Annotated in this window: 15 protein-coding genes and 1 riboswitch; of the genes, 2 read left to right on the forward strand and 13 right to left on the reverse strand. The window is 40.4% G+C overall.

Annotated features, from left to right (window positions below):
• Window positions 1-29: 29 nt before the first annotated feature.
• The 11 genes from rfbC to ACOJUR_RS15100 all read right to left on the reverse strand — a co-directional run bounded on the left by rfbC (window position 30) and on the right by ACOJUR_RS15100 (window position 10336).
• Window positions 30-587, reverse strand: coding sequence for a dTDP-4-dehydrorhamnose 3,5-epimerase (gene rfbC / locus ACOJUR_RS15050; RefSeq protein WP_420950437.1), 558 nt, complete (start codon window positions 585-587; stop codon window positions 30-32).
• Window positions 584-1453, reverse strand: coding sequence for a dTDP-4-dehydrorhamnose reductase (gene rfbD, locus ACOJUR_RS15055; protein ID WP_420950438.1), 870 nt, complete (start codon window positions 1451-1453; stop codon window positions 584-586). Before rfbD ends, rfbC begins: the two co-directional genes overlap by 4 nt.
• A complete protein-coding gene (gene rfbB, locus ACOJUR_RS15060; RefSeq protein WP_420950439.1) occupies window positions 1450-2466 on the reverse strand; it encodes a dTDP-glucose 4,6-dehydratase in 1017 nt (338 codons plus the stop codon). Before rfbB ends, rfbD begins: the two co-directional genes overlap by 4 nt.
• A gap of 12 nt (window positions 2467-2478) precedes the next feature.
• The gene (locus tag ACOJUR_RS15065) at window positions 2479-3426 is read right to left on the reverse strand and encodes a glycosyltransferase family 2 protein (protein WP_420950440.1); all 948 of its coding nucleotides are present in this window, start codon (window positions 3424-3426) and stop codon (window positions 2479-2481) included.
• Complete coding sequence (locus ACOJUR_RS15070; protein WP_420950441.1) at window positions 3423-4169, reverse strand: glycosyltransferase family 2 protein; 747 nt, start codon at window positions 4167-4169, stop codon at window positions 3423-3425. Before ACOJUR_RS15070 ends, ACOJUR_RS15065 begins: the two co-directional genes overlap by 4 nt.
• A 211-nt stretch (window positions 4170-4380) precedes the next feature.
• The gene (locus tag ACOJUR_RS15075; protein ID WP_420950442.1) at window positions 4381-5121 is read right to left on the reverse strand and encodes an ABC transporter ATP-binding protein; all 741 of its coding nucleotides are present in this window, start codon (window positions 5119-5121) and stop codon (window positions 4381-4383) included.
• Window position 5122: 1 nt separating this feature from the next.
• Window positions 5123-5899, reverse strand: a complete 777-nt coding sequence (locus tag ACOJUR_RS15080) for an ABC transporter permease (RefSeq protein ID WP_420950443.1) — start codon at window positions 5897-5899, stop codon at window positions 5123-5125.
• Window positions 5900-5913: 14 nt separating this feature from the next.
• Entirely contained in the window at window positions 5914-6960 is a 1047-nt protein-coding gene (locus tag ACOJUR_RS15085) for a glucose-1-phosphate thymidylyltransferase (RefSeq protein ID WP_420950444.1), read from the reverse strand.
• Window positions 6961-6993: 33 nt separating this feature from the next.
• Entirely contained in the window at window positions 6994-7884 is an 891-nt protein-coding gene (locus tag ACOJUR_RS15090; protein WP_420950445.1) for a glycosyltransferase family 2 protein, read from the reverse strand.
• Entirely contained in the window at window positions 7885-8892 is a 1008-nt protein-coding gene (locus ACOJUR_RS15095) for a glycosyltransferase family 2 protein (RefSeq protein WP_420950446.1), read from the reverse strand.
• Window positions 8876-10336 (reverse strand): undecaprenyl-phosphate glucose phosphotransferase, encoded by a 1461-nt coding sequence (locus ACOJUR_RS15100; RefSeq protein WP_420950447.1) that lies wholly within the window; start codon window positions 10334-10336, stop codon window positions 8876-8878. Before ACOJUR_RS15100 ends, ACOJUR_RS15095 begins: the two co-directional genes overlap by 17 nt.
• Window positions 10337-10482: 146 nt before the next feature.
• Between ACOJUR_RS15100 and pabB the strand changes: the two genes are divergently transcribed.
• Together pabB and ACOJUR_RS15110 are read left to right on the forward strand one after the other, a co-directional pair.
• On the forward strand, window positions 10483-12333 hold the full coding sequence (pabB, locus tag ACOJUR_RS15105) for an aminodeoxychorismate synthase component I (protein WP_420950564.1): 1851 nt from the start codon (window positions 10483-10485) through the stop codon (window positions 12331-12333).
• 74 nt (window positions 12334-12407) lie between these two features.
• Window positions 12408-12495: riboswitch (cyclic di-GMP riboswitch) on the forward strand.
• 129 nt (window positions 12496-12624) lie between these two features.
• Complete coding sequence (locus ACOJUR_RS15110; protein WP_420950448.1) at window positions 12625-13368, forward strand: hypothetical protein; 744 nt, start codon at window positions 12625-12627, stop codon at window positions 13366-13368.
• A 71-nt stretch (window positions 13369-13439) separates the two neighbouring features.
• Here ACOJUR_RS15110 and ACOJUR_RS15115 read toward each other — a convergent pair whose 3' ends face one another.
• Both ACOJUR_RS15115 and ACOJUR_RS15120 read right to left on the reverse strand, forming a co-directional pair.
• Window positions 13440-14543 (reverse strand): diguanylate cyclase, encoded by a 1104-nt coding sequence (locus tag ACOJUR_RS15115; RefSeq protein WP_165611942.1) that lies wholly within the window; start codon window positions 14541-14543, stop codon window positions 13440-13442.
• A gap of 227 nt (window positions 14544-14770) precedes the next feature.
• Window positions 14771-15349 (reverse strand): tetratricopeptide repeat protein, encoded by a 579-nt coding sequence (locus ACOJUR_RS15120; RefSeq protein WP_420950449.1) that lies wholly within the window; start codon window positions 15347-15349, stop codon window positions 14771-14773.
• Window positions 15350-15370: the final 21 nt, after the last annotated feature.

The raw sequence follows: 15370 nt of genomic DNA on the forward strand, positions 1-15370 counted from the left end.
GGAAAAAAGCCGGTCATTTTGCCGATCCGCTATTCAATGATGGATTCAAAATGTTCCGCATCGTTAAACAGAGGATGGCGTTTGTCTTTGTCAGAAAGAACAGGCTGACTGTACGGCCAATCGATAGCAAGCGACGGATCGGACCAAAGAATGCCGCAGTCAAGCTCAGGACTGTAGGGCGCATCCACTTTGTATTGAACTTCAGTTTGAGGAACGAGTGTGCAAAAACCATGCGCAAACCCGCGCGGAACCCAAAGCTGGCGAAAATTGCTGGCGGTGAGCAGAAACCCCCGCCACTGTCCGAATGTCGGCGATGACTTGCGAATGTCCACCACCACATCGTAGATAGCACCGCTCGTCACACGTACCAATTTGCCCTGTGCAGCAGGTGGCTTTTGGTAGTGCAAACCACGAAGTGTTCCGGCTTCTGCAGAGAGGGAATGATTGTCTTGGACAAATTCTTCTGCTACACCCAAATCTTTCAGCTGATCGCGACGAAAGCTTTCCAGAAAAAATCCTCGATGATCTCCATGGACAACGGGTTCAAGCAAAAGAACCCCGTTTAGGCAACGGTCTATCACTTTCACACGTCAACATTCCCTTCTTTGTATTCGCCTATTTCTTGCAAATACGCTCGCAAGCCATCTTGCCAAGCCGGTAATCGCGGCATTCCGTTGACGCGAAGCGCTAAATTGTCCAACACTGAATAGGCGGGACGGGGCGCCGGGCGGGGAAATTCGATTGTGCTGCAAGGCTCCAGTCGCGCAGGCAAACTGGCAAGGCGAAAAATTTCCGCCGCAAAGTCGTACCATGAACAGTGACCGCCACCTGTCAGATGATAAATGCCGTACACATCCTGCTCAGACAACGCTAATAGTGCGGCGGCCAAATGCCTAGTATAGGTGGGGCTGCCAATTTGATCATCCACTACACGCACGACTTCGCGTGTACGTCCAAGCTGCAGCATGGTACGCACAAAATTATTTCCATGTTCGCCGTACACCCAAGCGGTGCGAGCAATCATAAGGCGCCGGCAAACCATCTGCGCCAGTTCCTCACCAGCACGCTTAGATTTTCCGTAGACCGATTGTGGCGCGGTTGGATGATGTTCGCTATACGGTTGGTTTGCGCAACCGTCAAAAACATAATCAGTACTCACATAGACAAGCCGCGCTCCAACTTCTTCGGAAGCTAACGCTACATTGCGTGTACCATAGGCGTTCACGCGAAACGCAGTGTCTGCGTCCGACTCAGCCGCATCCACCGCTGTATAGGCGGCACAGTGAATCACTGCCTCAGGCATTTGCATAGAAATTACACGCCGCGTTTCGTCCAAATGGGTGATGTCCAGCTCGTGACGTGTAGCAGCAAAAACTTCATGGCCTGTCTGCAGGGCCAGACGAACCACATCATAACCTAGTTGACCGTTTGCGCCTGTCACCAACACTTTCATGACGCGTCTCCACCGTATTGCAATGCGTAGAATCGTTGATACTCTCCAGACTTGACACGTTCACACCATTCCTGATGCGTTACATACCATTCAACCGTTTCGCGTAAACCTGTCTCAAAAGTGTGGTTCGGTTTCCAGCCAAGTTCCTGTTCAATTCGCGTCGGGTCTATCGCATAACGCAAATCATGTCCCGGTCTGTCGGTCACAAATTGAATCAGACTTTCTGGTTTGCCTAGCACACGCAAAATTTCTCGTACCACATCGATGTTGCGACGTTCATTGTGACCACCAATGTTGTAGACACGTCCTGGAACACCACTGCGCAAAACGAGATCGACCGCCCGACAATGATCTTCTACATGCAGCCAATCGCGTACGTTCTCTCCGGTCCCGTAAACGGGCAGCGGCTTATTCTCCAACGCATTTAAAATCATCAGAGGGATGAGCTTTTCGGGAAACTGATAGGGGCCATAGTTATTGGAACAACGCGTAATATTGACGTTTAACCCATAGGTTTCATGATAGGCTCGGACGAGTAAATCTGAACCAGCCTTACTCGCGGAGTAGGGACTATTGGGCGAAAGCGGCGTTTCCTCGGTAAAATAACCGGTTGAGCCAAGCGTGCCATACACCTCGTCTGTGGACACATGAACAAACTTTTGAATTCTCGCCTGTCTGGCCACGTCAAGAAGCACTTGTGTCCCGAGCACGTTGGTTTCCACAAACGCGGCTGGCTCGTGAATACTGCGGTCGACATGCGACTCTGCCGCAAAATGGACTATAGCCTCAATCCCATGTTTTTGGACGATCTCGCTGAGTTTCTGGCCATCACGGATATCTCCATGAACAAACTGGTAATGGGGATGTTGTTGTATATCTTGCAGGCTTTCTAAATTGCCTGCATACGTTAAAGCATCATAATTGACAAGAGTGTCATCAGGATGATGCAAAAGCGTATAGCGTACAAAATTACTACCAATAAAACCAGCACCGCCAGTGACAAGAATGCGCATGAGAACCTCCGGTTATCTTGATTTTATCTTTCTTAACAAATAATATAATGCTGGATATTTCATTATCTTTACCTTTGTTTTTCTATAAATTGAATTCTTTAATAGTCGATTATAAATAATAATATCAGGGTAAATTTCCTTACATTGATTATATTTTTTCATATCATTAAGCAACAAATATTGAGAAATAGCGTTATTATAAAATCTAGGAGCAATACAATCCCTTACCCAATTTCTACCCATAAAATAATCATCAGGGAAATTATTTATTAACTTCTCAGCATAAATCCTCCTGCTTTTTGCCATTCTATAAGAGTATGATGTACTTTCATTATAAATTCGCCATTTTGAAAGTGCTTTCGGTATAAAATAATTATCAAACCCATTTCTAAACATTCTTAAAAACAAATCATCGTCTTCATATCCCGATAATCTTTCATCAAATCCTCCAACTGATAAAAATGCTTTTTTATTAATCAAAGATGCTGAAGGCAGTATGAACATATCATTTGATAATAGATCTGCCAATTTTTTTTTGGGATGTTTAATTGGTAAAGTGCTTAAAAAATTTTTTGTAATTATTAGACCATTTTTATCGCATTCATCTAAGTCACTATATACCCACCCAATATTATTACAATTATAAAAAGGCTTAGATAAAATTTCCAAATGATTTTCATACCATACATCATCTTGATCTAAAAATGCGATGTAATCTCCTTTTGAAATATTTACACCCAAATTTCTTGCTCTTGATTGACCGCCATTTTCCGTCTTAATTATTTTAATCTCTATTGTTTCAGATTTTATATCTTTTAAAATAAATTCAGAACCATCTGTAGAGCCATCATCTACAATAATCAATTCAATTGGCTTTTTTGTTTGATTTAATACACTATTAATAGCTTCTATTATGAATTTTTCTCCATTATAAACAGGTATTACCGCAGAGATCTTCATTTAAAATCATCACCTTTAATAAAAATATAATGTCCCGGATATATCATTTTTATCTCACCTACTAGCCCCTTCTCCAAGTAATATTCCTTCAAACTTCGTATTGCAGAATCATAAGCATATGGCTTATTATCAGAACTTAATGCAGTTGATTGTTCGGTCATTCTCCAGTGGTATAGCACTTTTTTAATATGATATACACTTCTATTTTTTTTCGAAAATCTAAGAACAAGGTCATAGTCTTGACTTCCTTCATATCCCTTTCTAAACCATCCTATTTCTTCTCCAACTTCTTTCTTATAACATGAGAAATGTGTTATATAATTTGATTTTAACAAAAGATCAACACACCAATCTTTTTTATAAAACGGAAAACAAAATTTCCCTTTTAAATTTATTTTGTCTTCATTTGTATAAATTAAATCCCATTTACATTTTTGTAATACTTTCGCAATTTCAAACAACGCATTTACAGTTATTAAATCATCATGATCAAGAAAGCATATATATTCACCACTTGACATTTTAATCGCCTCATTTGAAGCAATTGAAATTCCTTTATTTTCATCACCGAATTTAACGTTAATTCTTTTATCTGTTTTTTCTAATTCTTTTAGTTTTGTTTTGATATTTAAATCAGTAGAATTATCATCATAAATACATAATTCCCAATTTGGATATGTTTGATTTACAACTGAATTTATTGCTTCTTCTAAATGTTCTATTCCCACATTATAAACCGGCATAATAATGCTAAATTTCGGTTTGTATATAAATTTATTAATTATTTTTATCTGCTTTTTTCTGTTAATTATAAAATTTATAGATAAATAATGGTAAATAGGATTATACATTAATCTTAATGTATACAAAATCGATCTTTTGATAGTATTTATTAATCCAAATTCATAGATACTATTTATGAACTTCTTATTAATAGTAAATTTCTCCTTTCCATTATTGAAACATAACATGACTATATCTATTTATCACTAAATCGCAACTTCCTTTTTCAATAATTTTTGATTTATGTAATAATACAGCATTATCACATATCCTCCTTACAGCGTTTGAATCATGACTTACCAGTACAATTGTCCTATTTTTATTTCTTAATTCTTCCATTTTTCTCATACATTTTGCTTGAAATGCTGCATCTCCGACGGCTAGGACTTCATCTAGCAACAATATATCTGGCTCAATCAGTGTTGCTATAGAAAACGCTAGTCTCATATACATTCCAGATGAATAGCCACGAATCGGTTCATAAATAAAATCACCGAGTTCGGAAAACTCAATTATCTCATCCACGCGTTTGCTTAATTCTTTTTTAGAAAGCCCCATTAATGAACCATTAAGAAAAATATTTTCCAAGCCAGTAAACTCCGGATGAAATCCAGCTCCAAGTTCCAACAAACTTGAAACTCTACCATTTACTTCTACAGTCCCTGTATCTGGATATAATATTCTTGAAATAATTTTTAACAATGTGCTTTTACCAGAACCATTCACACCAATAAGCCCTATAGTTGTACCTCTCTCTATATCTAAAGATACATTATCAAGTGCAATAAATTCTTTGTGTTTTGCTCTGCCTGCATATAGAAGCTTCTCTTTTAAAGTCTGGTTTCTCTCGCCGTATATCTTAAATTTCTTTGTTACATTCTTCACTCTAATTGCATAATCCACTTCTGCCATTCTAAACTTCCTCCGCAAATCGACGATTCAATTTATTAAATACCATCCAGCCAATCCCTAAAATTATCAAACTAAATAATACTGCATATGCGAACAGCTTCCATCTAAGCGGCTGATGATAATAAAGGATTCCTTGAAAAGAAACAACAAAATCCGTTATTGGATTTAATTTAAAAAACTCTGCATACTTATGTGGAATCATACTCAAGGAATAAACAACAGGTGTTACATAAAACCAAGCCATTAAAAATATATTAAGAACATGCTCTACATCTCTTAAATATACATTAATAGATGAAAACAAAAGTGCAAAACCTGCTGTTGCAATTGCCTCAAACATCAAAACCAACGGTAACATAAACCAGGACCACGAAGGATAAATTCCTGATAATATCAAGAACGGTATTAATATCGCTAGTGAAAATATATAATTAATTACACTTGAAGCCACAATAGCAAGTGGTAAAATTTCTCTTGGAAAGTAGATTTTTTTGACTAAAGATGCTTGTCTTACAATAACACCAGATGCAGAACTCAATGAAGTTGAAAATAAATTCCATGCTAACAAGCCTATAAAAAGAAAAGCTGCATAATGCGGGATATTCGATCTCATAATTAACGAAAAAACTGCTGAATAGACCAATAGCATCAATAAAGGATTTAAAAATGTCCACAGGAACCCAAGCACTGATCCTTTATATCTTGTTCTTAAATCTGAGGTAACCAATCCCCAAAACATAGTTCGATAATCGTAAACCTCTCGAATTCTCGAAAACATTATATCCTCCAATTTTACAAATCTATTTGCCCATTATCTCCAATAACAAAATTATATGCTTTTGGTTTATTATTCTGTTTTTGAATTTTTACTCCCTTGCCAATTAAACTAAAATCAATCCTGCACTGTATATCGGAAATTTTCACTTCTTTTAATACTATGCTATTTTCTATTTCACTATTTTTTATTTCTACATTCTCCGAAATGGCTGTAAATGGTCCAATATACGTATCCTCAACAACACTTCCGCTACCTATAATCAGTGGACCTCGCAATGTGCTTTTGATGACTTTTGCCCCTTTTTCAACAACAACTCGTCCTATAATTTGTGAATGTTCACATACATAACCGTCCACTCGAGAATCAATTTGTTCCAGCATCATTCTGTTAGCTTCCAAGACATCCTCTGGTTTCCCTGTATCTTTCCACCATCCATCAATAATGTGCGCATCTACTCTAAAGTTTTGATCAACAAGATATTGAATAGCGTCTGTTATCTCTAATTCATTACGCCAAGAAGGCTGAATTGAATGTACAGCTTGAAAAATATGATTATCAAAAAGATATACTCCAACAAGCGCCAAATCACTTGGTGGGTTTTTGGGTTTCTCAACCAAACGTATAACTCTTCCACCATCCAGTTCAGCAACACCAAATCTTTGTGGTTCATCTACACGTGACAAAAGAATTAGTGAATTAGGCTTCTCTCTCTGAAATTGTTCAACAAATGATTTAACTCCCTGTCTAACCAAATTGTCTCCTAAAAACATAAGAAAATCATCTTTTCCAATAAAATCTTCCGCTATTTTAACAGCATGCGCCAATCCAAGTGGCGCCTCTTGAGGAATGTATGTAAAACTCACTCCCCACTCACTACCATCACCTAATGCAGAAATCACTTCATCTTTGGTTTCTCCAACAATAACCCCTATTTCTTCTATACCCGCTTCCTTAATGGCCTCGATAGCATAATAAAGAATCGGTTTATTAGCAACTGGAATTAATTGTTTGGCATTCGTGTATGTTAAAGGTCTTAATCGACTTCCTGTCCCACCGCTCAATATGAGTGCCTTCATTTATAATCTCCTTTACAATCATACATTTTTAATACTTTTGGAAACCCAATCAAATTTTAATTTATGAAGAAATAAAATGATTTGTATAAGACATTGAACCATCCAAATGCTCAAACGAGCATGGTTAGAATTTTTTCGAAAATAAATATCCATGGAATTATAAAAGGAATGCAAACTTTTCTTTGATTTTTTCCCTCCATTACCACCCTTCACATGAATAGATGTCGTTTCACCTAAATACCAAATCAAAAATCCTCTATCTTTTAATCTCTTACAAAAATCAATATCTTCACCATACATAAAATAATCTTCATCTAATCCAGATAGTTTTCGATATAGACTCATGCGTGTTAATAGGAATGCTCCACAAATACAACCTACTTCACAAGAAATATCATCTGGTAAATAGGTCAAATTGTAACTGGCAATCCATTTTGCTCGAGAAAATCTTTTAGCCATTCCTGAAAATTTCATTGCTGAATTCCATAATGTAGGAAGTGAACGCTTGCAGGCTAAATCAAGTTCACCATTTGGCATCCTTAATTGACAGCCAACTGCCCCTATATCTTGTCTGTTTTCAAGAACATGCAAGCATTTTTCAATAGCATCCTTTCCTACATAACAATCTGGGTTGAGTAATAACAAATACTCTCCCTCAGCATTCTCCGCCCCTCTGTTATTCGCATAAGCATAACCAAGATTTTTATCTAGTCTCATTGACTTTACACTATAGAAATTCTCTTGATACATATCCAATAATTTTTTTGTATACTCCCAATCTTCCATTCTTGATGCATTATCCACCAATATGATTTCCAATTGATCTGCCATGGAACAATCCGCCAAATGTTTTAAGCATGATTCTAATACTTTTGATGATTGATAAGTAACTAAGAGTACAGAGACCATTTAGCTGCTCACCTCCCGCCATTCTGAATTTTCCCGATAAAAAGCTTTCTTTTGTATGACAAATTGATATTGTTTAAATATTTTTTGTAATATCTGTGTGGCTAAACTTGGATGAACAATGAATATTCTCGTCAACCTAATGAACTCTACCATCATACAAAGGAATTTATAGAGTGGGTTCTCTGCATATGTCATCAATAGCGCAATTTGATTGGCAAACGAATGAATTATTGCTAGTTGAGAAGGCGGTGAATTCTTTTTCCATCCTCGATTATGGTAGGCAACAGCATCAGGAATATAGTAAAATTTCCATCCGCGAATTTGTGAACGCCAGCAAACATCAACATCTTCTTTGTAAATAAAAAAAGATTCATCAAAATAATTTCCATTCCACATTTGAATATCCATGAACATAGGTAAAAAGTAAATTGCAGCAGCACCGCAAACTCCCCAAACCTCATTTGAAAAACTGTTAGAAGGAGAATCTTTACAATTAGCGCCGCGATCGAAAACATGAAAAAATGGGCCTTTAACCAAGCCTGTGCTATCAACAATCTGGTTGTACGGATTTTCTTTACCCCTTAGCAATTTCCCCGTAAAACCACCTGCATCCGGAAAATCATGTATACGATACATGATCTTTTCAACATAATCAGGTAATAGTTCGACATCCGGATTGATGGTCATGACCCATTCTATATCAGATTCCAAAGCATTTTGGAAACCAAGATTATGCGCAGCAGAATATCCAATATTTCTCTGATTTTCAATGACTTCTATATCCGGAAAAAGAGCATGTATTTTGGAAACTGTTTGATCGGAAGAATTGTTATCTATGACTAATATTCTTATAAGTGGATATGTTTGATGAAGAATAGATAATAAGGTGCGTTCTATCCAATTTTCATGATTATAAGTTACCATTTGCACCTGTACGAAGGGTTGATTAGACGATGAATAGTCTGCCAATCCAGATTTTTCATCTTTCTTTTCAATACGCATTCTCATCCACAAACCCTCTCGTCAGCGTTTTCCAGACGATTTGAAAATCGAGGAGCAATGACCAATTTTCAATATAATCGATGTCAAACTTGATTCGCTCCGCTATGGAAGTATCGCCACGCCAACCATTGACTTGCGCCCAACCTGTAATACCCGGACGCACACGGTGTTTGACCATGTATTTAGGAACTTCCTCCTTGAACTTATCGACAAACTGAGGACGTTCTGGACGCGGGCCAATGACACTCATATCGCCAATCAAAACATTCCAAAATTGCGGCAACTCATCAAGACTGGTTTTTCGCAGCCACTTGCCAAGCGCTGTGCGCCTTGAATCGTTGGGAACCGTCCAACCCAAATCCGCTTCCAACTGAGTGACCGCCACTTCATGGTTGCCATCAACATTCTCAACAACCGATGAAACTGAGGGATTCACCACCATGGTACGAAACTTATACATGGTGAACAAGCGGCGGTTTTTGCCAACTCGCTCCTGTTTAAATAAGATAGGACCAGGAGAGGTCAGTTTGACCGCCAGTGCAATAGCCAAATAGAGCGGAGACAAGCCTACTAAAACAAGTACAGAAAATAAAATATCAAACACTCGCTTAAACATAGCGTTGAGAGCGTCATCCAGCGGCACATAGCGCGTATCAATCAACGGCATACCCGCGAATGTCTCAAAGCGTGGACGAGCAGGCAGAACATCGAAATAATCAGGGAGAATCAGCGACTGCACGCCATGCGCTTCACAAACACTCATGACATGCGGAAGATAAGACACATCCTGGCGGGAGAGCGAGATAAGAACGTGATCGACCAAATGCTCATGAAGCACATTACCTAGATTGTCTATTGAATCAAGAACTGGCAAGGCAGGTTTTTCACGAGTGATAAAACTTGCCCCCTGCGGTAAAACACATCCTAGTACATGATAGCCAAACCAGGGATGCGCATCCATAGCTTCAATAAACCGCGCTGTGGCAGGCGTATATCCTACGAGCAAAATAAATTTCTTGTTAAAACCGCGACTGCGCAGCAAACTGAGCGCACCGCGGACAGCTATTCTCTCCACAACAATGAGCGCCGCATAGACAACTGCAAATAAAATCAGAACGGCACGCGAAAATTGAGCCAAATGGAGAAAATAGAGCAAACTCATGAAAAACAACATGCCAAAAAACAGCGAACGAATGAGCGCCGCACCTTCTTGAAAAAAAGTGCGAGAACGAATTGGCTTATAAAGACCACCTATCCAGTTAGCCAGCCAGAAGAGCGGCAAACTGATTAAAATGGCCGGCAAAAAGCTAGCCAATGGTTCGTGTCCGCGGTAAGGAAGAAGTCCAGTATCAAATTTGATACGCCAAGCGACAAAAAACGACAAAATGACAATGCAGGCGTCTATGACCTGAAACATACGATTCCAGAAGACCTGGTAGGTTCGAAACAACGGTTTCCCTCCTGCGCCTTCAACCCTTTACCATGCTTGTTCTATCTCTTTACTCAGGTTATCCGAAATTTTAAGATTTGACAAAGTTTCACTGTGTACAGTATAGCGAAGTGATCAACTTTTTTGAAGGTGATTCTAACGTGTCAATGAAAGATTCTGTCAAACTGTGTTTTGACTTCTATGATGAAAACAATCAGCCTGAACAACTTTGCTTCTCACAACCGATCAAAATTTTTGCCGCACACCAGCTATCCGAAGTACGGCCTGTCCTCCAAAATGTTGAATCATGGAGTCGCTCGGGCTATTACGCAGCCGGTTTTCTGAGTTATGAAGCCGCCCCAGCTTTTGACGACGCTTATCAAGTCTGTGCGCAGCAAACAGAACTGCCACTAGCTTGGTTTGCCATTTTTGCAGACGTCCAGCATGGACATTCAGCTGCAAAATCTCCGCAAACCGCTTCCATAAATTTGCCCAATCAATGGACGCCGTCCAAGACGGAACAGCAATTTGCGGATGATCTCGATACTATAAGACGGTTGATTGAAGCCGGCGAAACCTATCAGATGAACTACACTTATCGGTTGCATACCATATTGAATGAAAATCCGCAGACTCTCTATGAATACTGGAAAGAACAGCAAAATTGCCCGTATGCAGCTTATTTAGAATTTCCCGGTTGGCGTCTGCTTTCTTTCTCACCCGAACTGTTTTTCCGTACCTCTGCATCTAGAGAAAGTTCTGAACGTATTCTTTTGACCAAACCGATGAAAGGAACCGCCGAGAAAGGTCGATGGCTGGAGGAAACCCTGTACAACAGAGATTGGTTGAAGCAATCCGAAAAAAATCGAGCGGAAAATTTAATGATTGTCGACTTGCTGCGCAACGATATGAGCCGGATTTGTAAAATCGGCAGCGTACATGTACCTGTGCTGTTTGAAATTGAAGAATATCCTACCGTTTGGCAAATGACCTCCACCATTTGTGGAAACTTGCAACCCAACGTCCGTTTGGAAGACATTTTTAGCGCCTTGTTCCCTTGCGGGTCGATTACTGGAGCGCCAAAAATTCAAACAATGCGGCGTATTACTGAATTGGAAGCTGAACCGCGCGGAGTTTACTGTGGAGCTATTGGCTATGTCAAACCAGGCGGAGATGCGTTATTCAACGTGGCCATTCGTACCGTGACATTGCATCAAGAGGGTAACACTTGGCAAGCTGAATACGGTGTTGGCGGAGGCATAACCATAGATTCTACACCAACCGAAGAGTGGCGTGAGACTCAGGCGAAAACAGCATTTCTCAGACAAAATCGTTCACCTTTTTACCATAAGGAATTTGCTTTACTAGAAACACTCTTACTGCAAGATGGACAGTTTGTGCTATTAGAGGAACATATGGAAAGATTGCGATCATCCGCAGCCTTTTTCCATTTCCCGTTGCCAGAAGAACGCATTCTTGCTGATTTGCATTCACTGAGCATCGCCAATTTTCATGAAGCAGCTTTGCGCGTACGTCTGACTGTGGATGCAAAAGGAGGATATGATATCAACTTTCAACCTACAGAACGTATGCACGGTAGAACCGATGCACTGCCAAACCCAGAAAGCACCAGGCAAAACCCTGTCTTAAAAATCATGCTTGCCCAAAACCCCGTGGACTCAACAAACTTGTTTCTCTATCACAAAACAACCTATCGAAACCTTTATCAAGTACACGTTTCAACCAATCCTAATGTACTTGATACTTTACTTTGGAATGAGCGTGGTGAAGTAACTGAATTCACGATTGGTAATTTAGTCGTATGGGATAAGGGTCGCTATTGGACACCCCATCGCCATTGTGGCCTTTTAGCAGGTACGCTGCGCCAACATCTTTTAAAACGAGGACTTGTAGAAGAAAGCGTGCTAACGTTGGACGACGTGTTGCATGCGGAGCATCTATGGTTTATCAATTCGGTTCGCGGATGGAGAAAGGTTGAAATATGCAAAAATATTTAATTATATTCTATTTTTTATAGACAAGCCCGAATAGAATGATTATGATAAAAACAAATTTAAGAATTAAATTTAACATGTGTCAAAGGCAAACCTGTGGAAATGCAGGGACGCAAAGCTAAAGGGGCTAAAGCGAGAGAATCGCCATGCTTGCCAGTTGCCACTCATGAATGATTACGTGGTTTAACTGGCAATCAGGTGTCCTCCAGCCTGTCTGCCAGTTTTTCTTTTCTTTCAAGCCAGATTCAATAGCTTACTGGCTTCATCCATCGAAGTAAAAGGGGTTGGGTAAACTTGATGAAGAAATGGTTCAGTCAATTACAGCCAGACAAAAAATCTCTCCTTACCGGTGCAGTCGTTGGTACGCTCTTTGGCTCGCTGCTTGCGGGAGGTGCTGTGTTTGCAGCTACCAGCAACTTTGTCCAGGCTCAGAAAGAAATCGCAAATTACGACGGCATCAAGGGCAGTGCTCTTGTTTATGGCGGCACAACTTATGCTGAACTTTATGCAGTACAGCAAGTGCTCCAAAAACAAGGTATTGTGAACCAGTGGAATGGCGACGTCAAAAACTTCTCTATGGATTCTCCATCACAGAGCCTACAACAACTTTCCAGTGAGAACAGCAACCTAGATCAACAGGTGGGAGATTTTAAAGATATTCTAAAAAGTATTGAGAAACTTCCGAGCAATGACCAGCAACAAGTATTGAATCAATTAAATGGATTGCTAAGCAGTACGAGTACGTCCACCAACACGAGCACATCGGATAACAGCACGAGTGATTTAAATGTTTGGGCCAAAGGATTGTTAAGAGCTGAACAAGAAACGGAAGGAAATCCGGGCTACGCAAACTCAGTTCTGCAAAACCTGATTCAACAATTTTCTCAAAAACATGGAGATCACGGCGACAGTCAAGATCATCAAAATGATGGACAAGACGGACAAAACAATTCACAACAGAATAACGGCAGTGATTCAGGAGACGGGTCAACCACAGGATCAGTATATGGCAATACAGGGGATAACTCCGGAGATTAAAGGGTAAGAATGGCATTTGACCGTGTACTGCTTTGATAAGCAATATCTCGCCAACAGAGAAACAAGCGGTTTCAACGTTTCAGCAACGATTCCAGCTTTGGCGAAACAAACCGGTACACGGTCAATTGTCCTTTACGCTCATGTTTGGATTGATGCATAGCTTCGTTTGCAGCCAAAATCAAGTCTTCCAGCGACTCCACTTGCACCGGATAACAGGCCGCCCCTACACTAACCGCGCCCTCAATGGTCTGCCCAGCGATGGTATATTGTCCACTCAACGCACGAACGAGACGTTGTCCTACCAGATTACACTCTTCCAGTCCGTGTATTCGGCAGAGCACAATAAATTCATCTCCACCGTGGCGCACAACCACATCTCTTTGGCGCACCGCTCCACGTAAACGTTCTGAAAATTGCACCAAAAACGCATCGCCTGCGTCATGACCATAACGATCATTGATAAATTTAAAATTATCGCAGTCAATATAAAAAAGTCCATATGTTGCGCGAGAATTACGAAGAAGTCGTAGGCACCGATCTAAGTATCGACGATTGTGGAGCTTAGTCAGCGGATCGCGATAGGCAGCCTTTTTCAGTTTCTTTTCATAGCGTTTACGCTCAGATATATCACGTATAGTTAGAAGAAAATAGCGATGCTCAGCAAGCCGCTGCGGAAGAGGGTCAACAACCACTTCGCCGCACCAGCCTTCAAAATCCATATCCATCACATGCCGCCCGCTGTTTTGCGTTACAGTGCGCATAAGTGGAATGAGTTGTTCGAGCACATGGATACTGTGCACATCATGCAAAGAACGTCCAGTAAGTCCCTGCCAGCCCCCAATACGCGCTTCCGCTGATGGGTTGCCAAAAATGTAAGTATACTCACCATCTGGCCCCTGGCGGACAACTGCCAACGGATCGGACATATGTTTGAGAATGTCGGAAAGCAAATCCAAGTGTTCGTACAGCGCTAATTGCGCAGCATCACTCGCGGCCATTTCCAGCCCTTCCTCTCCTAACCGCTCACTGGTTTCCATCGGTGAACGGCGACGATGAACAGCATCTTCACCAGAGAGAGCAGGATTTACTTCACGTCGAACCTTGGGTGGCCATTCCTTGGAGGCATGGGCATCCTCAGAATTCAACAAAGATTTGGCTTGTGGAATTTTGAGCACGTCCATTTCCCCTTTTCCCTCCGACAATCTCTCATCTATTTTTATAAATACTAGTCGTTGTATGGAATATCCACTAATGGAAAGACAAACTTTCTCCTATTGTACAGTTAGCTTATAGAATTCTCAATATCTTATGCACAAAAGGTTCATTCTATTTTTAGAATTAAAAAATCCCCCGCAAAACTAGAACACAGTCTTGCGGAGGATCGATCTATATAGAAAGCACATTACTTCAGGGAATTCAGATCTTTTTGCAAGTCTGAATAGTAAGCGTTGGATTTTGGCACTACTTTCAAAGCCTGTTGAAGAGTTTGCTTGGCTGCTTGTTTTTGGTTCAGTTGTATCTGTACGAGATATAAGTTAAGCCACGCAACTCCGTATGTTGGACCTATTTGTGTAGCTTTTTTGTAATACGCTAAAGCCTGGCTTGGCTGTTTCAACCCCCGGAAATAGACATTACCTATATTGTTTAAAGGAATTGGGTCTTTAGGGTTTAATTGAGCCGCCTTCTGATAATAAGTGATGGCTTTCTCAAACTGCTGGTTATCAAAGGCACTAATACCTGCATCCATCTGCGCCTTCTCGCTCTTAGGTTGCGCCTTGGCCGCGTTCTCAAATTTTTTAAGATTTGCTGCGCCATAATATGCGGTAGCACCTACCATGACTCCTCCGGGTGTCTTGATGGCCTGGTTAGCAGTCTTTTGAACCTGATTGGCCGCTTGATTGGCAGTTTGATTGACAGTGCCACAACCAGCAACTAGACCGAGTGTAGCTACAGTTGTCAGGGATAAAAGAAGTTTTTTCATTTTTCTTGTCACCTCTCCTCG

Origin of the sequence: Alicyclobacillus tolerans, assembly GCF_048984885.1 — a bacterium.
Classification (GTDB): domain Bacteria; phylum Bacillota; class Bacilli; order Alicyclobacillales; family Alicyclobacillaceae; genus Alicyclobacillus_I; species Alicyclobacillus_I tolerans.